General features: G+C 73.2%; 20 protein-coding genes. 10 read left to right on the top strand and 10 right to left on the bottom strand.

Features of this window, described 5'->3' with window-relative positions:
• Positions 1 to 67: 67 nt before the first annotated feature.
• The 7 genes from ACERM0_RS20065 to ACERM0_RS20035 all read right to left on the bottom strand — a co-directional run bounded on the left by ACERM0_RS20065 (position 68) and on the right by ACERM0_RS20035 (position 8,698).
• Positions 68 to 1,018, bottom strand: a complete 951-nt coding sequence (locus ACERM0_RS20065; RefSeq protein ID WP_373680412.1) for a hypothetical protein — start codon at positions 1,016 to 1,018, stop codon at positions 68 to 70.
• Positions 1,015 to 3,474 carry an AAA family ATPase gene (locus ACERM0_RS20060; protein ID WP_373680411.1) on the bottom strand — a complete coding sequence of 820 codons (2,460 nt, stop codon included), beginning with the start codon at positions 3,472 to 3,474 and terminating at the stop codon, positions 1,015 to 1,017. Before ACERM0_RS20060 ends, ACERM0_RS20065 begins: the two co-directional genes overlap by 4 nt.
• Positions 3,471 to 4,721, bottom strand: a complete 1,251-nt coding sequence (locus ACERM0_RS20055; RefSeq protein WP_373680410.1) for an exonuclease SbcCD subunit D — start codon at positions 4,719 to 4,721, stop codon at positions 3,471 to 3,473. Before ACERM0_RS20055 ends, ACERM0_RS20060 begins: the two co-directional genes overlap by 4 nt.
• Before the next feature lie 302 nt (positions 4,722 to 5,023).
• Complete coding sequence (locus tag ACERM0_RS20050) at positions 5,024 to 5,512, bottom strand: AbrB family transcriptional regulator (RefSeq protein ID WP_373680409.1); 489 nt, start codon at positions 5,510 to 5,512, stop codon at positions 5,024 to 5,026.
• A gap of 14 nt (positions 5,513 to 5,526) precedes the next feature.
• Positions 5,527 to 7,047: a tripartite tricarboxylate transporter permease gene (locus ACERM0_RS20045; RefSeq protein WP_373680408.1), complete on the bottom strand. Its 1,521-nt coding sequence runs from the start codon at positions 7,045 to 7,047 to the stop codon at positions 5,527 to 5,529.
• A gap of 9 nt (positions 7,048 to 7,056) precedes the next feature.
• Positions 7,057 to 7,581 carry a tripartite tricarboxylate transporter TctB family protein gene (locus tag ACERM0_RS20040; RefSeq protein ID WP_373680407.1) on the bottom strand — a complete coding sequence of 175 codons (525 nt, stop codon included), beginning with the start codon at positions 7,579 to 7,581 and terminating at the stop codon, positions 7,057 to 7,059.
• Between the two features lie 79 nt (positions 7,582 to 7,660).
• The gene (locus ACERM0_RS20035; protein ID WP_373680406.1) at positions 7,661 to 8,698 is read right to left on the bottom strand and encodes a tripartite tricarboxylate transporter substrate binding protein; all 1,038 of its coding nucleotides are present in this window, start codon (positions 8,696 to 8,698) and stop codon (positions 7,661 to 7,663) included.
• Positions 8,699 to 8,912: 214 nt separating this feature from the next.
• Here ACERM0_RS20035 and ACERM0_RS20030 point away from each other — a divergent pair, with 214 nt between their 5' ends.
• The 4 genes from ACERM0_RS20030 (at position 8,913) to ACERM0_RS20015 (ending at position 13,301) form a co-directional block, all read left to right on the top strand.
• A complete protein-coding gene (locus ACERM0_RS20030) occupies positions 8,913 to 10,571 on the top strand; it encodes an ATP-binding protein (RefSeq protein ID WP_373680405.1) in 1,659 nt (552 codons plus the stop codon).
• Entirely contained in the window at positions 10,568 to 11,245 is a 678-nt protein-coding gene (locus tag ACERM0_RS20025; RefSeq protein WP_373680404.1) for a response regulator, read from the top strand. Before ACERM0_RS20030 ends, ACERM0_RS20025 begins: the two co-directional genes overlap by 4 nt.
• Before the next feature lie 190 nt (positions 11,246 to 11,435).
• Positions 11,436 to 12,656: a hypothetical protein gene (locus ACERM0_RS20020; RefSeq protein ID WP_373680403.1), complete on the top strand. Its 1,221-nt coding sequence runs from the start codon at positions 11,436 to 11,438 to the stop codon at positions 12,654 to 12,656.
• 3 nt (positions 12,657 to 12,659) lie between these two features.
• On the top strand, positions 12,660 to 13,301 hold the full coding sequence (locus ACERM0_RS20015; RefSeq protein WP_373680402.1) for a class F sortase: 642 nt from the start codon (positions 12,660 to 12,662) through the stop codon (positions 13,299 to 13,301).
• A 32-nt stretch (positions 13,302 to 13,333) separates the two neighbouring features.
• Here the strand turns inward: ACERM0_RS20015 and ACERM0_RS20010 are convergent, their stop codons facing one another.
• Together ACERM0_RS20010 and ACERM0_RS20005 are read right to left on the bottom strand one after the other, a co-directional pair.
• Positions 13,334 to 15,295 carry a hypothetical protein gene (locus ACERM0_RS20010; RefSeq protein ID WP_373680401.1) on the bottom strand — a complete coding sequence of 654 codons (1,962 nt, stop codon included), beginning with the start codon at positions 15,293 to 15,295 and terminating at the stop codon, positions 13,334 to 13,336.
• A 104-nt stretch (positions 15,296 to 15,399) separates the two neighbouring features.
• Positions 15,400 to 17,145 carry an ATP-binding protein gene (locus ACERM0_RS20005; protein WP_373680400.1) on the bottom strand — a complete coding sequence of 582 codons (1,746 nt, stop codon included), beginning with the start codon at positions 17,143 to 17,145 and terminating at the stop codon, positions 15,400 to 15,402.
• A gap of 256 nt (positions 17,146 to 17,401) precedes the next feature.
• On the opposite strand from ACERM0_RS20005, the gene ACERM0_RS20000 reads away from it, so the two are divergent.
• Both ACERM0_RS20000 and ACERM0_RS19995 read left to right on the top strand, forming a co-directional pair.
• The gene (locus tag ACERM0_RS20000; protein ID WP_373680399.1) at positions 17,402 to 17,785 is read left to right on the top strand and encodes a nucleotidyltransferase domain-containing protein; all 384 of its coding nucleotides are present in this window, start codon (positions 17,402 to 17,404) and stop codon (positions 17,783 to 17,785) included.
• Complete coding sequence (locus ACERM0_RS19995; protein WP_373680398.1) at positions 17,778 to 18,185, top strand: DUF86 domain-containing protein; 408 nt, start codon at positions 17,778 to 17,780, stop codon at positions 18,183 to 18,185. The genes ACERM0_RS20000 and ACERM0_RS19995 overlap by 8 nt, the downstream gene beginning before the upstream one ends.
• On the opposite strand, the gene ACERM0_RS19990 is transcribed toward ACERM0_RS19995, so the two are convergent.
• The gene (locus ACERM0_RS19990) at positions 18,176 to 19,231 is read right to left on the bottom strand and encodes a putative glycolipid-binding domain-containing protein (protein ID WP_373680397.1); all 1,056 of its coding nucleotides are present in this window, start codon (positions 19,229 to 19,231) and stop codon (positions 18,176 to 18,178) included. The two genes, ACERM0_RS19995 and ACERM0_RS19990, sit on opposite strands and share 10 nt — an antisense overlap.
• A gap of 79 nt (positions 19,232 to 19,310) precedes the next feature.
• Here ACERM0_RS19990 and ligD point away from each other — a divergent pair, with 79 nt between their 5' ends.
• From ligD to ACERM0_RS19970, 4 genes are all read left to right on the top strand, one after another.
• The gene (ligD, locus tag ACERM0_RS19985) at positions 19,311 to 20,258 is read left to right on the top strand and encodes a non-homologous end-joining DNA ligase (RefSeq protein ID WP_373680396.1); all 948 of its coding nucleotides are present in this window, start codon (positions 19,311 to 19,313) and stop codon (positions 20,256 to 20,258) included.
• 146 nt (positions 20,259 to 20,404) lie between these two features.
• Positions 20,405 to 21,217 (top strand): Ku protein, encoded by an 813-nt coding sequence (locus ACERM0_RS19980; RefSeq protein WP_373680395.1) that lies wholly within the window; start codon positions 20,405 to 20,407, stop codon positions 21,215 to 21,217.
• Entirely contained in the window at positions 21,217 to 22,230 is a 1,014-nt protein-coding gene (locus ACERM0_RS19975) for a DNA polymerase domain-containing protein (protein WP_373680394.1), read from the top strand. Before ACERM0_RS19980 ends, ACERM0_RS19975 begins: the two co-directional genes overlap by 1 nt.
• Positions 22,231 to 22,531: 301 nt before the next feature.
• Complete coding sequence (locus tag ACERM0_RS19970; RefSeq protein ID WP_373680393.1) at positions 22,532 to 23,614, top strand: iron-containing redox enzyme family protein; 1,083 nt, start codon at positions 22,532 to 22,534, stop codon at positions 23,612 to 23,614.
• Positions 23,615 to 23,616: the final 2 nt, after the last annotated feature.

Below are 23,616 nucleotides of genomic sequence, written 5' to 3'. Positions count from 1 at the left end.
TGTCTCTCGGAATGCGGATGACCGTCACGACGCGCCCCGCGGCCGATCCGTTGCCGAGTCGTCGGTTTCAGGCGACGGTCTGCTGCCGCGCGGCGTCACGCAGCGCCCGCAGCACGTGGTTGCCGTCACCGAGCAGACGCTTGAGATGCCGCTCGAGCCCGGCGATGGGGTAGAGGTTCTGGGGTGCGCGGCGGTCCTTGTGCGGCCGCGACGCGAACCGCGGCAGCTGCCCGGCCGCGAGGTCCGCCAGCCGGGTCGCGTCCGCGGGACCCACGTCGGCCGACGCCTCGCAGCGCACGATCCCCGCCCACGGGTGGTCGCCGCCGTACGGGAGGCGCAGGTACCAGCTGAACCGGGTCCACGACGACTGCGCCAGGAACAGCGGGGTGCGTTCGCCGGGCCGGAGCGCGGTGATGACGTGGCGCACCTCCTCGGGCAGGTACGCGACGTGGTGAGTCTTCACGTAGCCGACGGCATGGGGGACCTCGACGGACCCGTCCAGCGGACCATCGAGGACGAGCAGGCCCACCTCGCCGACCCCGTCGGGCCAGGCGAGCTGGTCCAGCAACCGGCGCTCCAGCCGCCGCAGACGCTCCTGCATGCCCCGTTGCAGCGCTGCCGGGTCGTCGTCGGCGACGGCGCGTGGCTCGAACCGCCCGGCCCGCGTCTGCAGGGCCTGGAAGCCGGCCGGCCCCACCAGCAGCCGCTGCACCTCGGTGGTGGTGATCGTGGCCTTGTCGCCGGTGCAGCACACGGCGCCGGCAGCGATCGACACCGCGGCCGCCTGCCGGACGGCGCCGTCCGGGGTGTCGTCGGCCCGCCACAGCACGCCCTCGACGCGGCGCACGCCGTCGACGAACCCGACGGGCCGGTCGCTGACGACGGCCGGTCGCCGCGGCGCCCAGTCGGCGGCGGGCACCTCGACGTTCGGATCGACGTCGCCGGGCCCGGCCGGCAGGTCGTCCCCGCCGCCGGCCCCACCCAGTTCGGGTGCCCAGCTGTCCACGACCAGCTTCATGCCGCGTCCCCCGCGTCCAGCTCCGCTGAAGGCTGGCCTGCGTCGACCCGCCGCACCAGCGACCCGGACGGCCCCTTGCGCACCTCGAAGCGCACCGGCAGGCGTTCGGCGAGGTCGTGCACGTGGGTGACGATGCCGACCATGCGCCCGCGCGAGCCGAGTTCCTCGATCGCTGCGGCCACGACGTCGAGGGTGTCGGCGTCGAGCGTGCCGAATCCCTCGTCGAGGAACAGCGACTCCAGCCGGGCCGCACCATCCGCGGCGAGGTCGGCGACGTGTTCCGCCAGCGCGAGCGCCAGCGCCAGCGAGGCGAGGAAGCGTTCGCCGCCGGACAAGCTGCGGACGGTGCGCGGCTCGTCGGCGTTGCGGTGGTCGACGACGAGGAACTGGTTCGTGTCGTCCAGTCCCAGCGAGTAGGCGCCCGAGGACAGGTCACGCATGATCCCGGACGCGCCGACCACGAGCAGTTTGAGCGCACGGTTCAGCAGCCAGCGTTCGAAGCCGTCGGCTCGCAGATGGTCACCGAGCGCTTTGGCGACCCGCTGTTCCTCGCGGGCCGTGGCCAGCTCTTCGCGGGCCTGCCCGGCGCGTGCGAGGCGGTCCTGCAGCACCTCGAGCCGGTGGCGGGCCGTGGCGGCCGCCTCCGCGACGGCCACCGCCGGCGTCGCCTTCGGCGCGAGCTCCACGCCGGCCTCGGTGCAATCCTGTCGCAGCCGCGCGTCGAGTTCGCGCCAGCGCGCCTTGGCCCGATCCACCTCGGCCTCGGCGGTCCGGGCACGCGCCTGTGCCTGCGGGACCTGCTCCTGCGCCCAGGCCAGCAGGGTCTGCCAGGCCGCCGTGAGATCGTCACGGTCGACGGCGGGCGGGGACAGCGCGGCGACGGCGTCGCGGGCCTGGTCGAACGCGCCCCATGCCGCCCGTTCGCGCGCCCGTAGCTCGTCGGCCGCGACGGCAGCTTCCCGCGCCGCGGCACGCGCCTGGCGTTCTGCGCCCTTCGCCGCGCCCAGCGATTGCTGCGCGGCGTCGACGCGCTGCGCCAGCGTGCGCAGCTCGGCCGGGTCCGCGGCCACCTGCAGCCGCTGCGTCAGCTGTTCGCGGCGGCTGCCCAGCTCCGCGACGCGGTCGGCGTGGGCGTGCACGGCCTTCTCGGCCGCGGCCGCCTGCCGGTCGGCATCGGCGTGCTGGCGGCGGGCGCGCTGGGCCGCGGCCTCGGCCTCGGTCAGCGCCGCCCGCGCCGAAGCGGTCCGGGTCGCCGGCGGATGGTCCGGCAACGACGCGACCTCGCCGAGGCACACGGGGCACGGCGCGCCGACCTCGAGGTGCTCGGCGAGCGTCAGCGCCAGCTCCGTGCGCCGGGCATCGTCCACCGCCGCACGGGCCGCCTCAACGGCCTGCCCGGCGTCGTGTTCGGCCGCCGCTGCCTCCGCGGCGGCCCGCGCCGCCTGATCGGCGGCCACCGCCAGCTCGGCGGTGCGTGCGTCCGCAGCGGCCAGGTCCGCCACCAGCCGGCCGAACTCCGCGACGGCGTCGGCTGACGGCAGGGCGTCCGCTTCCCGTTCGGCGGCCTCGACCGCGGCGGTGGCCGTCGCCAGGGCGTCGTCGGCCGCGGCGCGGCGCTCGGCCGCCTCGCGCAGCCGATGGCCCAGCTCCGCGGTGCCCGGCGGCAGGTCCAACCCGGTCAGCGTCGTCACGGCGCGCGCCGCCTCCTCCGCATCGCGACGGCGCCGGTGACCCTCCTCGACGATCGCGTCCAGCTCCGGTTGCAGCTCTTCGCAGCGGGTCGCCAGCGACTGGAGTCGTTCGAGCCGCGCCGCCACCTCGTCGCGGGCCTCGGGCGTGGCCTCGGCCAGCTCGCCGTCCAGCCGGCGCTGCAGCTCGGCGACCCGCGCCTCGGCCTGCGTCGCGCGCAGCCGCGCCCGCTTGCCGATGTCCTCGTACACGCCGAGGTCGAGCAGCTGGACGAGCAGGTCCGCGCGCTCCGAGGGCTTGGCGAACAGGAACCGGTCGAACGCGCCCTGCGGCAGCACGACGGACCGGGTGAACTGCTCGAAGCTCAACCCCAGCAGCCGGCCGATGGCGGTCGACAGCTCGTCGGCGTTGCCGGCCAGCGTGACGACGCCGCCGTCGGTGACGTCCTCGAGCCGCGCCTCCTTGGTGGTGGCCCCCGTCTTGGTACGGCGGACCACCCGGGTGGCCTGGTAGGTGCGCTCGGCGACCGTGAACGTCAGCCGCACGCGCGCCTCGTTGCGGTTCTGGTTGACGATCGGGGCGACCAGCCGGCGGTCGTCGTAGCGCGGCACGTTGCCGTAGAGCGCGAACACGACCGCGTCGATGATCGAGCTCTTGCCGGCACCCGTCGGGCCGGAGAGCACGAACAGCTCCGCGTCCGTCAGGTCCACCGTGGTGGCGTCGCGGAAGCTGCTGAACCCCTCCAGCTCCAGGCGATGCGGTCTCACCGGCCACCCCCTGCGCTGCGCGACGGCTCCGTCCGGCCGGTCGACGCGTCGCCGGCGCCGTCCTCGTCGTCCGGACGTGCCGTCTCGTCGAGCAGCTCCGCGAACAGCTTGTCGAGGCGCGGGTCCTCGACGCCCTGGTCGACGAGGTACTCGCCGAACAGCGCCACCGGCGACTGGCGCAGCGCGTCCGCGTCGAACGGGACGTCGTCCGCGGACGTCGCCGCGTCGTCGTCGACGGGACGCACGACGCTGACGTCCACCGCCTGCGGGAGGGCGTCGCGGACCTCGTCGGCGAGCCCCGGCCGTGGCGCCTCCTCCAGCAGCACACGCACGTAGTCGTCGTCGAGGTCGCGGCCGCGCGCGAGGACCTGGTCGACGCTGCCGCGCACGGTGCGCATCCGCCGGCCGGCGGTGAGGTCGATGCCCTCCACCTTCGCGGGCGTGTCCGGGGCTGCCTCGACCAGCAGCACCTGCTTCGCGCCGCGGTCGGCCTCGCCGAAGTCGAGGTGCAGTGGCGACCCGCAGTACCAGGTCGGTGCCGGGCCGGGGATGCGGTGGGGCAGGTGCAGATGCCCGAGCGCCACGTAGTGAGCGGTGGAGGGGAACGCCTGCGGCGGCACGACGTAGTCGAAGATGGTGTGTGCCTGCCGCTCGCCGCCACCGAGCACCGGCTCGCCCGACGCGACCGTGAGGTGTCCGACCACGACATCGACCGTGTCCCCGGAGCCGAAGTCGGCCGTCAGCGCCGCGATGATGCGTCGCGCCCGGTCGGCGTAGGTGCTGGCCTGCTGCGCCGCGTCGTGCGCCATCAGCTGATCACCGGTCACGATCGAGCGCTGCGACAGGAACGGGATCAGCGCCACCCGCGCCACCTCGCCCGACGGCGTGGGCAGATCCAGCACCCCGCCCTGGTCCGGCCGCACGATCCGGTCCGCGAGGTGGACGTTGCCCAGCTCCAGCAGCGGGCGCACCGCCGCCCACCGGCGCGGGTTGTCGTGGTTGCCGGCCAGCACCACGACGTGCGCGCCGGTGGCGGCGAGGTCGAGCAGCGCGCGGTAGACGATCGCCTCCGACTCCGCGGACGGGGCCGCGGTGTCGAACTGGTCGCCCGCGACCAGGATCAGGTCGACCTCGCGCTCGTGAGCGATACCGGCGATCTCCGCCAGAACGGCGCGGTGTTCGTCGGCACGACTGCGGCCGCGCACGGTACGACCGACGTGCCAGTCACTGGTGTGGAGGATGCGCATGGCGCCACTCTACGGACCGGCTGCGACATTCCCTGACTGGGTCTCCCATCTCGCTCGCTGCGCTCGCTCGTTGCCCCCCAGTCGGCCTCGACTGGGTCCCCCATCTGGCTCTGAATGCTGGGTCGGGTCCCCTTTCTCGCTCGCTGCGCTCGCTCGTTGCCCCCCGACCGGCTCGGGATTGGGTCGGGTCCCCTTTCTCGCTCGCTGCGCTCGCTCGTTGCCCCCCGACCGGCTCGGGATTGGGTCGGGTCCCCTTTCTCGCTCGCTGCGCTCGCTCGTTGCCCCCCGACCGCGGCGGCTGCTCAGCCGGGTTGCAGGAGGCGCACCACCCACGGGGCGGCGACCACCACGACCACGACGCGCACCACGTGCAGGGTCGTGACCAGCGCGGCGTCGGCGTCGACCGCGGCGCTGAGCGCCGCCATCTGCGACAACCCGCCGGGCGACGTGGCCAGGAAGGCGGTCGCCGGATCGACGATGCCGAAGTGCACCAGCAGCCAGGTCAGCAGGCCGCCGACCGCCAGCAGCGCGACGACGCAGGCGACGATGACGCCCACCCGCTCGCCCAGGGACGCCAGCACCTGCCGATCGAGCCCCTGACCGATGATCCAGCCGATGGCGGTGAACGCCGCGAAGCGCGCCCAGCCGGGCAGGTGGGCCACCTCGAAGCCGGTCAGGTTGACGACCGCCACGGCTGCCATGGAACCGACGAGCGCCCCGGCGGGGACCTTGAGCGCTTCGAAGGCGGCGGCGCCGGCGACGGCGGCCAGGATCGTGGTCAGCAGGTGCACGGCGACCTCGGGCGTCAGGGGACGGGCTCTCGATCCGTCTCGACAGGGTGGCGGGTCGCCCGCCGGGCCGCGCGCCGCGCGAGCAGGGGCGGGACGACCAGGCTGACCGTCGCGAGCGCCAACAGCGAGGCGGAGATCGGTTTGGTGAGGAACACGCTCCAGTCGCCACTGGAGATCTGCAGGGCCCGGCGCATGGAGACCTCCATGATGTCGCCGAGGATCAGTCCCAGGATCAGCGGCGCGGCCGGGAACCCGTTGGCCCGCATGAGGAAGCCGATGATCCCGAAGAGCAGCAGCAGCCACAGGTCGAAGGTGCTGAAGCTGACGGCGTAGACCCCGATCACGCAGAACACGACGATCAGCGGCAGCAGCAAGGGCCGCGGGGTGCGCAGGATGCGGGCGAGCAGCGGGATCAGCGGCAGGTTCAGGATCAGCAGCACGATGTTGCCGACGTACATGCTGGCGATGACGCCCCAGAACACCTCGGGCCGCTCGGCGAACATCATCGGTCCGGGCTGGATCCCGACGACCAGCAACGCACCGAGCAGGACCGCGGTGGTGCCCGACCCGGGCACCCCAAGCGTCAGCAGCGGCACGAACGAGCCGACGGCGGCCGCGTTGTTGGCGGCCTCCGGCGCGGCCAGACCGCGCGGGTTGCCGCGCCCGAAGCTGCGCCGGTCCTTCGCGATGCGCTTCTCGAGCCCGTAGCCGAGGAACGAGCCGACCGTCGCGCCGGCGCCGGGCAGGACGCCGGTGAAGAAGCCGACGACAGAGCCGCGGCCGGTGGCAGGCGCGATCTCGCGCAGCTCGGCGCGGCCGAGCCGCAGCGACCCCACCGACTGCTGACGGTTCTCGCCGCGCTGCAGAGCCAGCCGCAGCACCTCGGCGAGCGCGAACACGCCCAGTACGACGACGAGGAAGTCGACGCCCTCGTAGAGCTCGGGGCGACCGAACGTGTAGCGCAGCGTGCCGGTCTGCTGGTCGATCCCCACGATCGACACCATCACCCCGAAGGTGGCCGCCATCAGTCCCTTCGTCAGCCGCCCCTCCGACAGCGAGGTGACGGCCGTCAGCCCGAGCACCATCAGGGCGAAGTACTCGGCCGGTCCGAACGAGACGGCGACGGCACCGAGCAGCGGGGCGATCAGCGCCAGGCACAGCAGCGCGAACGTGCCGCCGACGAAGGAGGCGATCGCGGCAATCGCGAGCGCCTTGCCGGCCTTGCCCGCCCGGGCCATCGGGTAGCCGTCGAAGCTGGTGGCCACGGTGCCGGAGATGCCGGGCGCGTTGAGCAGGATCGACGACGTGGAGCCGCCGAACACGGCGCCGTAGTAGACCCCGGCGAGGAGGATCAGCGCGGACGCCGGCTCCATGCCGAACGTGGTGGGGATCAGCAGCGCGATCGCGGTGATCGGCCCGAGGCCGGGCAGCATGCCGATGATCGTGCCGGCGAGCACGCCGAGCAGCACGAGCAGCAGGTTGCCGGGCTCGAAGACGACCGAGAGGCCGAAGGCGAGGTTCTGCAGCGCTGTCACGGCCGCCTCCTAGAACCCGAGCGGTGCGAGCAGCCCGCCGGGCAGCCGCACACGCAGCAGCTCGGCGAACGCGAACTGGCCACCGACGGCCAGGACGCTCGCCACGACGAAGGCGACCCACAGGCGCGCCTGCGAGAACCACCAGGCCATCGCGACGACGTAGAGGATCGTGGACACGACGAAGCCCAGGGGCACGAACGCGACGACGTAGGCGACGGCGCCGAGCAGCAGCACGGCCACCTCGACGCGGTCGTCGTCGGTGCGGTGGGGGATGGGACGCGCCTCGGCGGGCGTCGTGGCCGGCACGTCGCCGTCCTCGTCGTCGTCGGCGGCCGTGGCCGCGGAAGGCCGCGTGACGAGCACGAGCGACATGGTCAGCAGCGCCAAGCCCAGACCCAGCGGGAAGGCGCGCGACTGGACCGGGACGTTGCCGAGCGAGAACGCGGTGATCCGCCAGGCAGCGACGAGGTAGACGGTGGCGAGCACCCCGACCACGAGGCCGATGGTGCGGTCGGTGACGCGGAAGGTGTCCATGGCAGCAGCGCTTTCGAGCCACCGCACGGGGCGGGTGACGGAACGCCGGAGGCTCCCGGTCACCCGCGCCGGCGGCGTCTCAGCCCAACAGGCCGAGGTCGTCGAGGATGGTCTCGAACTGGGCGCGCTGCTCGTCGAGGAAGGCCCCGAACTCGGCGCCGTCCTGGTAGGCGTCGATCCAGCCGAGGCCGTCGCGCTGCTCGGCCCACTCGTCGAGCTCGAGCATGTCGGCGAACAACTGCTCGTAGTAGGCGACCGCGGACGGGTCCATGTCGGGCGGGCCCATCACACCGCGCCAGATGTCGAAGCCGTGGTCGATGCCCTCCTCGGCGAGGCTGGGCACGCCGTCGAGGGGGGACTCGCCGGCGGGCGCCGAGGTTGCCAGCGCCCGCAGCGTGCCGGCCTCGATCTGCGCCAGCGCCTCGCCGGCACCGGTCACGACGGCGTCGACGTGGCCGCCGAGGGCCGCCGTCATCGCCTCACCGCCCCCGGAGAAGGGCACGTAGTTGATGGCGCGGGCATCGTGGCCCGCGGCGTCGACCGCACCGGCGAGCGCGATGTGGTCCATGGAGCCCGGCGCGGAACCACCGGCGATCGCGAACGAGTCGCCCTCGGTGGCCGCACGGTCGAACAGCTCCCCGATGCTGTCGAGGTCCGAGTCGGCCGGCACGAGGAAGACCATGTAGTCCGTGATCAGGCGTGCGATCGGCGTGAAGTCGGTGTGGTCGTGGCCGGACTCGCCGGCCAGGGGCACGAGGATGATGGGCGGGCTGGTCACGAACAGGGTGTGGTCGTCGCCGGCCTTGCGGGCCACGTTGGCCCACCCGACGGCGCCACCGCCGCCCTCGACGTTCTGCACCGGGAACGCGACGTCGGTGAGGTCCGACGCCTCCAGGACGCGGCCGGTCGTGCGGGCGAGGGTGTCCCACCCCCCGCCGGATCCGGCCGGGGCGATGTAGTCGATCGGCTCCGAGGGGGCCCAGTCGGCTGCCGCGGCATCGTCACCGGCCTGGTCGCCGGCGGCGGCCTGCTCCGCGTCGGCGCCGCAGGCCGCGGCCGCCAGGGCCAGCGCCGCGACCGCCGCCAGCGGGCGGGCACGCGTGAAGAAGCTGTGCATGTCGAATCTCTCCCATGTTCGACGCGGCGACCCTCTGGTCGCGCTGGCGTCACCCAAGGGCGCCCGGGCGGGCACGTCGAGACATGCGGTCACTGCGGTCGTTGGTTTCCTACTGCGCGTTCTGCTCGTTTTGTGCAGGCCGTGGTGTGGCCGGTCGGCGCTAGCGTTGACGCTCACGGGGAGACACGAGCCGACCAGCTCGATGGGAGGAACCGTGCGCCGGCACCTGCCGTTGTCCGGCCAGCTGTTGCTGCTGCAGATCAGCGTGCTGCTCCTCACGCTGCTGGTCGGCGCCGTCGCCTGGTTCCACGTGACCCGGGCACAGCTGCAGACCGACTACGGCGAGCGGGCCCTGGCCATCGCCGACGCCGTGGCCGCCCTGCCGTCGGTCGCCGAGGGGGTGCTGGCGCGGGACACCTCGACGCTGCAGCCGCTGGGCGAGGCCGTGCGGCAGGCGTCGGGCATGTCGTTCGTGGTCATCACCGATGCGCAGGGTCTGCGCTTCTCGCACCCGGACCCGGAACGGCTGGGGGAGCGGGTGTCGACCGATCCCGGGCCGGCGCTCTCCGGCCGTCGCGTCGTCGAGGTGGAGACCGGCACGCTGGGCCATTCCGTGCGGGGCAAGTCGCCGATCGTCGCGGACGGCGAGGTGGTCGGGATCGTGTCGGTCGGCATCCTGATGGAGCACGTCGTCGCGGACTTCGTCGTCGAGCAGCTGCCCACGGCGCTGCTCTTCGTGGCGCCGGCGCTGGCCCTGGGGATCGCTGGCTCGCTGCTGCTAGCCAGGCGCTTCAAGCGGCTGACCTTCGGGCTCGAGCCACGCGAGATCGCGAGCCTGCTGGAGCACCGCGAGGCCATGCTGCACGGCATCCGGGAGGGGTTCGTCGGGCTCGATCCGGACGGTCGCGTCGCCGTCGTGAACGACGAGGCCCGCCGGCTGCTGCAGCTCCACGACGACCCGGTCGGCGAGCGTCCCGAGGCGCTGTTGGTTCCCGGACCGTTGCGGGACCTGCTGACCGGCCGCGACCGGGCCGACGACGTCGCCGTCTTCGCCGGGGCGCAGGTGCTGGTGGCCAGCCGCATGCCGGTCAGCGTCCGCGGCGAGTCGGTCGGCACGGTCGTCACGCTGCGCGACCGCACGGAGCTGGTGGAGTTGTCGCGCGAGCTCGACGGGGTCCGCGACGTCGCCGATGCGCTGCGGGCCCAGGCCCACGAGTTCGACAACCACGTGCACACGGTCGCGGGGCTGATCGAGCTCGGCCACCACGAGGAGGCGTTGACGCTGCTGACGGCGACCGCCGTCGGCCACCAGCAGCTGTCCGACCGGCTGGCCGGCCGGCTCCACGACCCGAGCCTGGTCGCGCTGCTACTGGCGAAGACGGCGATCGCTGCCGAACGCGATGTCGAGTTGGTGTTGACAGCGGACAGCCACCTCGGCTGCGAGCTGGCCGATCCCAAGCCGCTGCTGACCGTCACCGGCAACCTGATCGACAACGCGATCGACGCGTGCGTGGAGGCGGCCGTCGCCGACCGGCGGGTCGAGGTGACCGTGCGCGAGCGCGGGGCCGAACTGGAGGTGGTCGTCGCCGACCACGGGCCGGGGGTGCGCGCCGAGGACCTGGAGCGCGTCTTCGACCGCGGGTACTCGACCAAGGCCGCCGGCCGGGACGGTCGCGGCATCGGTCTCGCGCTCGTGCGGCAGGTCGTCGCGCGCCTCGGCGGGGAGCTCGCGGTGCGCAACGCCGGCGGCGCGGTGTTCACCGTGAGCCTGCCGGTGGCGGCGCTGACGGCCACCGGGACGGCCGCCGCGACGGCCGCGGCGGCGGGCGTGTCCGGCCGCGGCGGGTCCTGCACGGAGGGGACCTCGCCGTGATCCGGACGCTGGTGGTGGACGACGACTTCCGGGTCGCACGCCTGCACGTCGAGTACGTGGACAAGCTCGCGGGCTTCGAGGCCGTCGGCAGTGCGCTGACCGGCGCCGCCGCGATCGAACAGGTCCAGCAGCTGCGGCCCGACCTGGTCCTGCTGGACGTCTACCTCCCCGACCGGTCCGGGCTGGAGGTGGCGAAGGCCATCCGCACGCTGCCCGAACCGCAGCCGGACCTGTTCTTCGTGACCGCGGCCCGCGACGTGCAGACCGTGCGGATCGCGATCCGTGGCGGTGCGTTGCACTACCTCGTCAAGCCCTTCACCTTCGCGACCTTCCGCGACAAGCTGGCCCAGTACCGCGACTGGCGTGCCCAGCTGCCGGTGACGGCCCAGGCCGACCAGGCGACCGTCGACCGGCTGCTCGGCGCCCTGCGGCCGGTGCCTCCCGACCCGCCCAAGGGCGTGGCGGGCCCGACCCTCGAGCTGGTGGTGACGGCGTTGCGCGACCTCGACGGCGCCGCATCGGCGTCCGAGATCGCCGCCGAGAGCGGCGTCAGCCGCGCCACCGCGCGTCGCTACCTGGAGCACCTGGTGGAGACGGGACAGGTCGAGCGTCGCATGCGCTACGGCACGACCGGTCGGCCCGAGCACCGCTTCCGCCTGGTGGCGGACGCCTGAGCCAGCTCGCCGTGCAAGGCCGGCCGGCGGAGCGTCGACTCCAGCGAAACCCGCCGCTCCACCCTTGAAGATGCGCTGAACGCTCAGCGGCGGCCAGGTGCACCTGTCCGAGGTGGGCACCGCGTATCGTCCGCGCCCGCGATCCGGCCGCAGGGGCTAACGGGGACGCGTCGTCGAGGGGGACGAGATCATGCAGTTCGTTGCGCGGTGCCGTAGGAACGGCACCCTGGTCGCCGCCGCCATGGCGGGCGCGCTCGCCGTCGCCGCGGTGGCGCCGGCTGGTGCGTGGGCACAGGAGACGGAAGAGCCGACCGAGCAGGTCGCCGAGGAGGACGAAGACGACCTGGGCGGGGGCGAGGACGACCCTGCCGACGAGGATGACGGCGCGGGCGAGGGCTCGCCCGAACCGACCGACGGCGAGCCGACCGATGGTGAGCCCACCGACGGCGAGCCCACCGACGAGGAAGACGACGTTGCCGCGGACCCCGCGGTGGTCTGCGACGCCGAACTCATCACCGACGACGGCGACGAGTTCTACTGGTTCGAGCCGGGCCAGGCCGTCTCCTGCGTCGCCGAGGGGCTCGACCCCGCCGTCGACGCGGAATGGGGCGTGGAGATCTTCGGCGTCACGTTGGGGGACCTCGAGGACGACGCCGCGTTCGAGGAGCCGAGCGAGGTCTACGGCGCGACCGTGACGCCCGCCGAGGACGGCACGATCGCGTTCGACTTCGCCATCCCGGGCGAGGTCGTCTACGCCGAGGTGTACGGCGTCGTCGCGCAGGGCGAGCCGGGCGCGGAGACCTATCTCGTCGAGTTCGAGGGCTTCGCCCTGGGCGACTTCGAGTTCACGATCGGGTCGATGGACTGCCCGGACCCGGTCACGGCCGGCAGCGTCGCGACCTGCACGGCCCAGGAGATGGAGCCGGGCGAGTTCGTCTACGGCGTCCAGTTCTTCAGCGTCCGTGAGATCGTCGACTACATCCGTGACCTCGAGGACCTCCTCGAGGACCTCGACGGCACGCTGGACGAGGACCTGCTGCTCGAGGACCTGCCGTTCGGCGAGCCCGACGTCGTGGGTGCCGGCGAGGCCGGTGAGGACGGCGTGGGCAGCTTCGCGTTCACCGTCCCGGCCAACCGGGCGCTCGACTTCTACGTGTCGCTCGCCTTCCAGGACGGCGGTTACGTCGCCGTGAGCGCCGGTGAGATCGTCCCGGCCGCGGTCGGCGGCGGCAACACCGGCGGCACCCCGTCCACGGGCAGCCCGAAGCCGGTCGCGGTCCCGCGTCCCAACCGGGTGGAGGCCGGCGCCGGTGGCGCCGCTCCGGCCGACGGCGGTGCGGGCCTGATCGCCCTGGCCGGTCTCGCAGGCGTCGGCGGGCTGCTGCTGCGCCGCCGCCTCGCCGGCCGCTGACGCATGGCGCTTGATCGCGCGGACCGCCGCCGTGGCCTCGTGGCCGCGGCGGCGGTCCTGTGCCTGACGCTGGTGACCGGCTGCGGCGGTGCGCCCGCGGCGTCGCCGCCACAGCCGGCGGCACCGGTCGCCTCGCCGTCGCCCCGCGCGACGCCCACCCCGTCACCGACGCCGGACCCGACACCCGAGGCCGCCGTGCCGCAGGGCGAACCGATCCGTGTCGAGGTCCCGGCGATCGACGTGGACGCCCGACTGGTCGAGCTCGGGCTCGAGGCCGATGGCGCCATGGAGGTGCCCGACTTCGGGCTCGCGGGCTGGTACGCGGAAGGCCCCAAGCCCGGACATCCCGGGCCGGCGGCCATCGCCGCGCACGTCGACTCGCGGGCGGGACCGGACGTGTTCTACCGGCTGCGGGACCTGGCCGCCGGTGACCGGATCCTCGTCCACTACGACAGCGGCGACGTGGCGGAGTTCGTGGTCGAGTCGTCCGCGCGCACCCCGAAGGACGAGTTGCCGGTCGACGACATCTGGCCGGTCACCAGCGAGCGCCGTCTGACCCTCATCACGTGTGGCGGCGAGTTCGATCGAAGCACCCGCCACTACGTCGACAACGTCGTGGTGTACAGCGTGCCGGTCGACGCCTGACCGGGCGCGAACCGGCTCGGGGGCCGCATGGCTCACTGGTACGAGACGAACACGGGCAGCGGGTCGAGGTCGAGGACCTGCGCCGGCGTGGCGGTCGGGGAGTCCTCGTCGTAGAAGTTCTTCCAACCCCACAGCCAGCGGTCCTCGGCGCCGGCGGTGATGGCGTCGTAGGTCTCGTACTTGGTGCCCAGCGGCCCCTGGCCGTCCATGTGCACGACCCCGGCCAGCTCGGGGCCGACCTCGATCGTGTCCCGGTCCGGGAGCATGGAGAACCGGAACTGGTGCAGGAGCAGCAGCTTCTGGGGCAACTGTTCGTCGCGGACGAGTTCGGCCAGCCAGTCCGCGACCCGCTGCACCTCGGCGGCCTCGACCGAGCCGATCTGGCGCAGGTGCACCTCGTCGTCCTCGAGCCGCCACTCGGGGTCGAGCGCCAGGCCGACGTGGGGCAGGCGCAGCAGGTCCTCGTACTCCCTCGCCTGGTCGAGGAAGTCGGTGCGTCCCGGCTGGAGGTCGAGGATGACGTAGATGCCCTCCTCGGCGGCGCGCTCGATCCACGGCCGCAGGGTCTCCGGATCGATCCGGCGCGAGTAGTCGCCGGTCGGCTCGGCGGCGGCGGACGCGACCGTCGTGATGATCTCGAACGCGGGCAGGACCGCGTGACCGTCGGCGCCGTAGGGTTCGGCCACCTCGCGCAGCCGGTCGATGGTCGCGGGGAGGTCCTGCTCGCCGAGCGCGCCCAGCGCCGTGGAACCGGGCGTGCCGTACAGCGCCACCATCCGTTCACCCTCGAAGAGGGTGTAGCCGCCACCGGGCAGCGGCGGCCCGGCGAGCACGATCGGCAGCTGCCACGCCGCGGCTTCGGGGTCCACGGACCCGAGCAGCGCGATCCGGTCGGGAGCGACCGTGCGCAGCCGCGCCGTGCGCGCCGCTCCGCGCCAGGGCGCCGCGCCGTCGATCGGCAGCAGCACCTCGCCGCGGGCTCCGGCGGCCGCAGCCGCGACGGCGTAGGAGGCGGTGTCGCCGGGATCGGCCAACCAGGCCACCTCGCTGGGGTCGGTGGCGAAGCGGGGGGCCGTCGCCGCCTCCGCGTCCACGCCGAGGTCGACCAGCCGGTCGGCCAACGCCTGCGCGTCGTCCTGGTTGCGCCCGAGCGTCTCCAGTCGTACGGAAGCGGGCAGTTCGGTGACGGTGGCCTGCAGCGCCTCGTCGTCGGTCGGTAGTGGCAGCAGCGGCAGTCCCTCGTCCGCGCGGGAGAGGGCGGCCGCCCGTGCGCCGGCATGCCCGGCGTCGAACGCGAGCACGTGGCCGCTGTCGAGGTCGGTCAGGACCGCCAGCGCCAGCGCAGCCGCCTCGCTCCCGGCGTCCGCCGTGTCGGCGTCCGGGTCGGAGCCATCGGTCGCCGTGTCGCCGGTGTCGGCGGTGTCGGCGTCCTCCGACGCGTCGTCGGTCTCCGCGTCTGATCCGTCGACGCTGCGCGGCTCGGCGCCGACGGCGGCGACCTCGGCCGGCAGGTCCGTGCCAGCCAGTACCTCCGGGCCCAGGCCGACCGTCACGATCCGGGTCGGCTCGAGCGCGTGCAGGGCTTCGACCACCGTCGCGACGTCGTCGTCCACCAGCAGCAGCGGAGCCTCCGCTGCGGCCGCCAGGGGAGCGGCCAGCGTCGGCGCCCAGGCGTCGCCCGCGGCGGCCACGACCACGACGTCGGCGCAGCGGTGCGTCATGTCGCTGACGGCGCGCGCGACGGCAGCGGGGTCGTCGCCGGTGAGGTCGGTGAGGGCGTCGGGTGGTCCGTCCGCGGCACAGTCGCGCGCCGGCTCCGCGCTCGCTTCCTGGTCCGGATCCGCTTCGGCGGGATCCGCCTCGTCCCCCGGAGGCCGGTCCGTCGTGGTGGGTTCCTCGGGCGCGGCCGAGTCCGCGCCCGTACAGGCGGCCAGCGCCCCCACGAGGACGGCGAGCACGCAGCGACGCGCGAGTGCGACGCGGTTGCACGACACGACGGGCGGCCCTCCTGCCGGACGCGGACGCTAGTGGTCCGGCCCGCGTGGAGCGACGACCGTGTGCCCGTCCGGTCGTCCGCGCAGGACCGTCGCGGGGGCGATCAGAACGGCAGGCCGCCGTCGCCGTCGAGGTCGGCGAACGGGTCGTCGGGCTGCGTGACCAGCGCGCCATCCGCACGTGGCGGTCCCTGGCCGGCCTCCGATGGGCGGGTCGCCCAGGCCGGGAACGGGAACTCCACGACCAGCGGAACCGGCAACTGTGGCTGGCTGACGATCATGGTCCCCGGCTTGACGATGGTCGCGCGCTGCCGGTGCACGGTGGGCAGGAAGCCGTACTCCTCGCGCGAGGCCTCGGCCGCGTCGAGCCGGCCGACCACGCGGATGGCGGAGTTGGCGACCACCCGGCGTTCGACCTCCGAGGCGGTCTGCTGGGCGCCGATGAGGATCATGCCCAGCGACCGGCCCCGCTCGGCCACGTCGAGCAGGATCTCCTTGATGGGGGAGGTGCCGTCGCGCGGGGCGTACTTGTTGAGCTCGTCGAGCACGATGAACGTCAACGGGTCGGGGCTGCCCGACCGTTCCTTGTCCTCGAAGGCCCGACGCAGCACGACGCCCACGACGAACCGCTTGGCCCGGTCGTTCAGGTTGTGGATGTCCACGACCGTGACCTGCGCGTCGTGCGAGATCTTGTGCTTGCGCGGATCCGACAGGTCGCCACGGATGAGGTGCTCGAGGTGGCGCTGCGAGCCGTACAACCGCCGCACGAAGGCGTTGACCGTGCCGATCCCGACGGCACGCCCCGCCCACTCCGGTGCGGTGAGCTCGTCCTCCACCCGGGCGCGGATCAGGTCGATCAGTTCCCGGAAGCTGCGGGCCGACTCCCCGTCGACGGAGACGGCCCCGTCACCGATCGGCACCGCCGTCTTCTGCAGCTGGGCGGTCACGTTGTGGACCACCATCGTGTACTGCTGGCGGTCGTCGCCGGCGTCGGCGAACAGGAACGGCAGCAGCCCGTCGCGGCAGAACTCCTCCAGCGACCACGCGAACGAGGTGATGCCCTCGCTGCGTGCGCCGGTGTCGGGTGCGGCGCTGGCTGCACCGCGGCGCGGCGGCGCCCAGAAGTCGACCGACTTGAACGCGCTGGCGGGCAGCCCGAGCGCCGCATACCGGTCGCGCTGCACCTCGTCGAGCTTGGCGTTCTCGTGGTCGAGGAACAGCAGGTCCTCGCCCTTGACGTTGAAGATCAGCGCCTTGGCGTTGTGGGCGGACGCGACCACCCCGGACGTGAACAGGCTGTGCAGCAGGAACGTCGCGTAGGTGGTCTTGGTCGCCACGCCGGAGACCCCGGAGATGTTCACGTGCGCGCCGCGGGTGCCGTCGACGAAGTCGAGGTCGACGAACACCGGCTGCCCGTCGCGCGACGACCCGGCCGGCAGGCGCGCCGCCATCCGGTCGAAGAACAGCGCCTGGTCGCGGTCCTCGCCCTCGGCCTTGAGCACCGACTGGCCGGGCAGCGGCGGGACGAACACCTCCGGTTCGAAGCGCGTGGAGAGCACCTTGGCAGCCTCGGCGACCTCGGCGGGCAGCACGCCGTCCTCGATCAGGAACACGTCCGAGTCGAACCGCGCGCCCTCGTGGCGGGCGCGGACCTGGCTGACGACGCCGTAGATCATCACCGGGTCGCGGCCGGGCGGGGTGCGCTGCAGGGCGACCACGTCGTCGAGCTGGAGGAACCGGTCGGGGGCGACACCGACCCAGAACTCGAGCGGCGTGGCGTCCTCGGTCCCGATCACCCGTCCCACGAAGTCGGGCCGGTCCTCGGGCGTGGCAGCGTCGGACACGGACATGACCTCCGGCGATCGGTGGCGCGCCTCCGCCGAGACGCGCCCGCGACGTCGCGCCTCCGCGGAGACGCTTCGAACGACGCCCAGCCTATGACCGCCCCGTGACACGTGAGGCACCGTGGGGCCTCGGACGCGCTGCGGGCCGCTCGGTGCGCGGATTCGATGCCGGCGGGCGTTGCTCGCGGGCCGCGACTTCGTCGCGACCCGCCGGCTGCCGTGTCGACCGCCCGACACGCCGGACGGGTGGCGACGTGGCACGATGCGCAGCATGATCTCGCATGGCTCGGATGTGGACGTCGTCACGCTGTTGCGTGACGCCGGTGTTCCCTTCGCGTTCCTGCACGGCAGCCGGGCGGCGGGGACCAGCCGCGCGGGCTCGGATCTGGACGTGGCCGCCTGGTTGGGCGCCGACGTCGACGAATTGGAGCTACGCAGCCGTCTCCCCGAGCACGTGGACCTGTTGGTGCTCGACAACGCACCGCTGGAACTGGCCGGCCGCGTCGCGATGCACGGGGAGGTGATCCTCGACGCCGATCGGCCCGCCCGCGTCGCGTGGCAGGCGACCATGCGCAAGATCTTCGCGGACGAGCGTTACCGCATCGAGCGGGCCCGCCGGGATTTCGCGGACACGCACCGTGGTTGACGTCGAGCGCCTGGCACGACTGCTCCGCCGGGTGACCGACGACGTCGGGCGCCTTCGCGATGCCTCGGGCGCTCCGGGACTGGTTGCCGACGAGGTCGTGCTCGATCACGTCAAGTACCGCTTCGTCACGGCGATCGAGGCGGCGATCGACGTCGCGCAGCACGTGTGTGCGGCCGAGGGATTCCAGACTCCGGCCACCAATACCGACGCCATGCGCCGGCTGCTCCAGCACGACGTCCTCGAACGGGCGACCGGCGAGGGCATGGCTCGGGCGGTCGGCTTCCGCAACGTGCTCGTGGACCGCTATGCGGACGTCGACGACGCACTGGTGGTCGAGCAACTCACCGAACTCGACGTGCTCGAGGCGTTCGTCGGCCAGGTGACCGCGCGCTACCTGTGATCCCGCGCGACGCGGGTCCAGATGGGCGTCGTCGAGCCGTCGTCGTGCTGCTGGAGGTAGTCGATCACGAGCCCTTGGTCGTCGACGGTCAGCCCACCGACGAACCCGCCGGCCGACCGGTAGGTCCACCGGCCGTCGCCGTCGGCCTCGTAGGCCTGGTGCAGCGGCTCCACGGCCGGGTCCGGGACGCGCACCCAGGCCGCGGTGACCGGCCCGGCGCCGGCCCGCCGGATCGGCAGGGTGTTGGTCAGCGGCGTGGCCTCGATGTCGACGTCGAGGCAGCCCTCGAGTTCCTCGGCCGGCCGGCCGTCCCGCCACCAGCGGCCGGCCCCGTCGCTGCTGAGCACCCGCACCCCGGTCGGCCCGGCGACCAGGACGCGGCGCGTCCGCCAGTCCGCGTCCACCTCGACGCTGTAGACGAGGGGGCCGCCGAGCCGCTCCTCACCCGTGTCGGTGATTTCGCCGAAGAACACGGCGCCGTCGGGCAGATCGACCCAGCGCACGTGCTCGACCCCGAACGGGCCGTCCCACGACCAGGCGCGGCGTGCCTCGGCCGGCGCGTCGACCGGCTGCTCGAACTGGATCTCGGTGGTGTCCGACGGGTCGTGCAGGTCGCGCCGCCGACCGGTGTCGACGAACCCGTGGCGTTCGTAGAGGCGGTGCGCGTCGACGAACCGGGTGTCCGACCACAGCACGACGTGGGTGGCACCGACGCCGGCCGCGTGGGCCCGGACCCGCTCGACCAGCAGGCTCGCCAGGCCTCGCCGCCGGTGCGAGTCGGCCACGTAGAGGCGTTTGAGCTCGACCCGGCAGTCGTCGTCCAATGCGCCGGTGCCGACACTGGCGACCACCGCACCGTCGTCCTCCAGGACCCACCAGCGGCCGCCACGCCGGGCGGCGGTGGTCGCCGGCGTGGGCAGGTCGTCGTCCAGGTCGGGCAGGTCGAGTACACAACCCGGGTACTCGTCGTAGGCGGCACCGATGAGCGCGACCAGTTGCGGGCCGTCGTCGTCGCGGACCGGTCGAAGCAGCAGACGCTCGTTCACCACCAACCACCCCTGGTACGTCCGGCCGCGGCACGCTACCGGCCATCCCGGACCGCCCCCGACCACGCACGGGAGATCGATGGAGTTCGCGACGCTGAAGCCCATGCTGGCGGTCCCGGGACGCGCCGCCGACGTCGGCCACGGTCATCGCTTCGAGTTCAAGTGGGACGGGGTGCGTGCCCTGGTCGCGGTGACGCCCGAGGGGCAACTGCGCCTGCGCAGCCGCAACGGGGTCGACATCACCGCGCGGTATCCGGAGCTCGCGCCGCTGGCCCAGGCGATCGGGCGGCCCGCCGTCCTCGACGGCGAGATCGTCGCGTTCGACGACCACGGTCGCCCCTCGTTCTCCGCCCTGCAGCCACGGATGCACCTCGCCGACCCGGCACGGGCCGCCAAGGCCGCCGCGACCCGCCCGGTCGCGCTGCTGCTGTTCGACCTGCTCTCGCTGGACGGCGACGACCGGATGTCGTGGCCGCAGGCGCGCCGTCGGGCGGCCCTGCAGGCGTTGGAGGTGGCCGGCACGGGACCGTGGTCGATCCCGCCCGACACCGACGACCTCGCCGCGGCGACGGCGATCGCCGAGCAGCGCGGCCTCGAGGGCGTCGTCGCCAAGCGCCAGGACGCGCCCTACCGCCCCGGTGTGCGCTCGAACGCCTGGATCAAGCTGCGGCTCGAGCGGCGCCAGGAGGTGGTGGTCGGTGGCTGGCGCCCCGGCAAGGGGCACCGCTCCGGGCGCATCGGCTCCCTGCTCGTCGGCGTCTACGACGACACCGGCCTGCGCTACGCCGGGGGCGTCGGCTCGGGGCTGAGCGAACGCGAGATCGCGGCGCTGGAGGCCACCCTGCGGCCACGGCCGGACAGTCCTTTCGTCGACCCGGTCGAGCACCGCGACGCCCGCTTCGCCGATCCCGATCTGGTCGTCGACGTGCGCTTCAGCGAGTGGACGCCCGACGGCCGGCTGCGGCACCCGGTCTACCTCGGCAGGCGCAACGACAAGTCCCCGACGGACGTCGTCCGCGAGGCCTGACCGCGTCCGCGTCTTGGCGGTACGGTGCGGCACGTGCGCGCACCGCCCGCGGGGCGCGACGTCGCGACCGGCGACGTCGTCTTCCCGCACGAGTCCGGCACGAGGGCACCGTCAGTCGTCGGGAAGCGGCACCAGGAGGCATCGCGATGCCACGCGCGATCTGGAACGGCGCGATCAGCTTCGGGCTGGTCAACATCCCCGTGAAGCTCGTCACGGCCACCCAGTCGAAGAAGGTGAGCTTCCGCGAGATCCGTCGCGGCGACAACTCCCGCATCCGGCACCGCAAGGTCGCGGCCGCCGACGGCGAGGAGGTCACCCAGGACGAGATCGTCAAGGGCTACGAGATCGGCCCCGACCGGTACGTCGTGCTCGATCCCGAGGAGCTGCGGGCGCTCGACCCGCAGCGCTCGCGTGCCATCGACATCGAGGACTTCGTCGACCTGGCCGAGATCGAGCCGTTGCAGTACGAGTCCTCCTATTACCTGCTACCGGGGGACATGGGCAGCAAGTCGTACGAGTTGTTGCGCCGGGCGATGGAGGAGACCGGCAAGGCCGGCGTGGCCCGCTTCACGCTGCGCAGCCGCCAGTACCTCGCGGTCCTGCGCCCGGTCGGCAACGCGCTGGCCGTTTCCACGCTGCTCTACGACGACGAGGTCATCAAGCCCGAGCAGCTCGACGGGCTGCCCGAGGACGTCGAGGTCGCCGACCGTGAGCTCACGATGGCCTCCAGCCTGATCGAGTCGATGACCACGGAGTGGGACCCGTCGCGCTACCACGACGAGCACCGTCAGCGCGTCCTGGAGCTCATCGAGCGCAAGGCCGAGGGCGAGGACCTCGCGACCGTGCCGGAGCAGGAGCGCGAGGCGGGCGACGTCGTCGACCTCATGGCGGCCCTCGAGGCCTCGCTGTCCGCCGCCAAGTCCGAGGGCAAGGGTGGCGGCCAGCGCGACACCGCGTGATGGCCAAGACCGAGTCCAAGCGGCAGACCGTCCAGGTCCCCGGTGTCGCTGCCGACGGCGAGCCGGTGGTCCGCCAGCTGTCGGTGTCCAACCTCGACAAGGTCTACTGGCCGCACACCGGCACGACCAAGGCGGCGTTCCTCAACTACCTCGTCGCCGTCGCGCCCGTGATGCTGCCGCACCTCGCCGGCCGGCCCGTGACCCTCAAGCGCTATCCGGAAGGCGTCGAGGGCGGCAGCTTCTTCGAGAAGCGCTGCCCACCCCACAAGCCGGACTGGCTGACCACCACCACGCTGCCCAAGCGGGGGACGGGCCGCTGGGGCCGACCGATCCCCGAGGAGGAGCGCCGCAAGCCGCGCCCCGGGGAGCGAGAGGACCTCGTGGAGCACTGCAACCTCACCGACACGGCCGCGCTCGTGTGGGCGGGCAACCTCGGCGCCATCGAACTGCACGTCACGATGGGCAAGGCACCTCGCCCCGACAATCCCCGGGCGGTGGTGTTCGACCTGGATCCCGGCGCCCCCGCCGACGTGATCACGTGCGCGCAGGTCGCCATGCGGTTGCGTGAGGTGTTCGACCGGTTGTCGCTGACCGCGGTCCCAAAGACCTCCGGCGGCAAGGGCCTGCAGCTGTACGTGCCGGTCAACCAGGACGGGACCACCTACGACGACACCAGCGACTTCTCCCGCGACGTCGCCCAGCTGCTCGAGCGCGTGCACCCCGAGCTGGTCGTGTCGACCCAGACGAAGACCGAGCGGGTCGGCAGGGTCCTGATCGACTGGTACCAGAACACGCTGACCAAGACGACGGTGTGCGTCTACTCGCCGCGCGCCCGCGAGCGCCCGACGGTGTCCACCCCGCTCACCTGGGACGAGGTCGCGGACGCCGCCGAGGGCGGCGACGCCGACGACCTGAGGTTCGAGATGGACGACGTGCTCGAGCGGGTCGAACGGCACGGTGACCTGTTCGCACCCGTGGAGGAGTTGGCGCAGGAGCTGCCCCGGCTCGGGTGACCGGCTGCGTGCCATGCCATCTCGTGGTGTGCCACCGACGTCCGGGCGAGTCCTTCAGCCATCGGACAGGGTCGGTCGCCCGTACGGCCGAACTCGCGCCGCGGTCATGGTCGGCCGGTCGGCGTGGGACGCCCGGCACGCGAGCGGCAGCTTCGTACCGTCCGGTGACGGTCACGTGACCAGCCCCGCTCGCTTTCCTGGACCCGTGGGGCGCCCCGCTGGAGGACGAACACCTGTGGACGCCATCGCCACCACGCCGCAGCCGTCGGCATCGCCCGTCGGAGAAGGAGTGCCCCGCCCGGTGCAGACGCCGGGCCGGCACCTGCCGTGCCCGTTGCCGACACCGCGCGGGCCCGTCAGCAGCTTCCTCGTGGAGCACCTCACCCGCACGCCGCACGACCTCCCCGTCTGGCCGACGGCCGAGGACGACCCCCTCACGGGCGACGACACCCATCTCGCGCTGTACCTCGTCTACGAGCTCGCGTACCGCGGGGTCGAGGGCGTGGACGAGCGCTGGGAGTGGCACCCCGACCTGATCCGACTGCGCGGCCAGCTCGAGGATCGCTTCGAGGCCGCCCTGATCGACCTGGTCGGCGACCTGCCCGACGTGGACGACGTCACCGAGTTCCTGCAGGACCTGACCACCGACGACAGCGACGGGCGCTCGATCTCCAAGTTCATCGCGTCCGACGGCGACCTGCACCAGTTCCGCGAGCAGGCGGTCCACCGCACGGCCTGGCAGCTCAAGGAGGCCGACCCGCACAGCTGGGCCATCCCGCGGCTGGGCGGCAAGCCGAAGGCGGCGCTGGTCGAGATCCAGGCCGACGAGTACGGCGACGGCGTCGACCAGGACGTCCACGCCGAGCTGTATGCCCTGACCATGGAGCGCCTCGGGCTGTCCTCGCGGCCCAACCACTACCTCGACCTGCTGCCCGGGGTCACGCTGGCGACGGTCAACCTCGTGTCCATGTTCGGGCTGCACCGCCGCTGGCTCGGCGCCGTCGTCGGGCACCTCGCCGTCTTCGAGATGTCCTCGGTGACCACCATGGCCCGGTTCGCCACGGCCCTGCGCCGGCTGCGCTTCGACCCGTGGACGTGCCTGTTCTTCGACACCCACGTCGTCGCCGATGCCCACCACCAGACGGTGGCCGCCACGGACCTGGCCGGCGGGTTGGTCGAGCAGGACCCGAAGCGTCTGGACGAGGTGGTCTTCGGGGCCTTGGCGCTGTGCAAGTTGGAGGCCAAGCTGACCGAACACATGCTGGGCGCCTGGGACCGGGGCGAGTCGTCGCTGCGCGGCGAGCTCGACGTCACCGGTCCGGCCCCCGGTCAGGACCTGCTGCACGTGCCGGCCGACGACCCCCGGCTGCGTGCGCGCGTCTGAGG

The organism is Egicoccus sp. AB-alg2 (assembly GCF_041821065.1).
Lineage (GTDB): Bacteria > Actinomycetota > Nitriliruptoria > Nitriliruptorales > Nitriliruptoraceae > Egicoccus.
The sequence above is the reverse complement of the archived record's forward strand: the minus strand, read 5'-3'. Positions and strand labels throughout refer to the sequence as shown.

Coding starts and splice junctions, on each gene's coding strand:
- ACERM0_RS20065 (WP_373680412.1), bottom strand. CDS start 1,018: ATGAAGCTGGTCGTGGACAGCTGGGCACCCGAACTGGGTGGGGCCGGC.
- ACERM0_RS20055 (WP_373680410.1), bottom strand. CDS start 4,721: ATGCGCATCCTCCACACCAGTGACTGGCACGTCGGTCGTACCGTGCGC.
- ACERM0_RS20040 (WP_373680407.1), bottom strand. CDS start 7,581: ATGGACACCTTCCGCGTCACCGACCGCACCATCGGCCTCGTGGTCGGG.
- ACERM0_RS20035 (WP_373680406.1), bottom strand. CDS start 8,698: ATGCACAGCTTCTTCACGCGTGCCCGCCCGCTGGCGGCGGTCGCGGCG.
- ACERM0_RS20020 (WP_373680403.1), top strand. CDS start 11,436: ATGCAGTTCGTTGCGCGGTGCCGTAGGAACGGCACCCTGGTCGCCGCC.
- ACERM0_RS20015 (WP_373680402.1), top strand. CDS start 12,660: ATGGCGCTTGATCGCGCGGACCGCCGCCGTGGCCTCGTGGCCGCGGCG.
- ACERM0_RS20005 (WP_373680400.1), bottom strand. CDS start 17,145: ATGTCCGTGTCCGACGCTGCCACGCCCGAGGACCGGCCCGACTTCGTG.
- ACERM0_RS20000 (WP_373680399.1), top strand. CDS start 17,402: ATGCGCAGCATGATCTCGCATGGCTCGGATGTGGACGTCGTCACGCTG.
- ligD (WP_373680396.1), top strand. CDS start 19,311: ATGGAGTTCGCGACGCTGAAGCCCATGCTGGCGGTCCCGGGACGCGCC.
- ACERM0_RS19980 (WP_373680395.1), top strand. CDS start 20,405: ATGCCACGCGCGATCTGGAACGGCGCGATCAGCTTCGGGCTGGTCAAC.
- ACERM0_RS19975 (WP_373680394.1), top strand. CDS start 21,217: ATGGCCAAGACCGAGTCCAAGCGGCAGACCGTCCAGGTCCCCGGTGTC.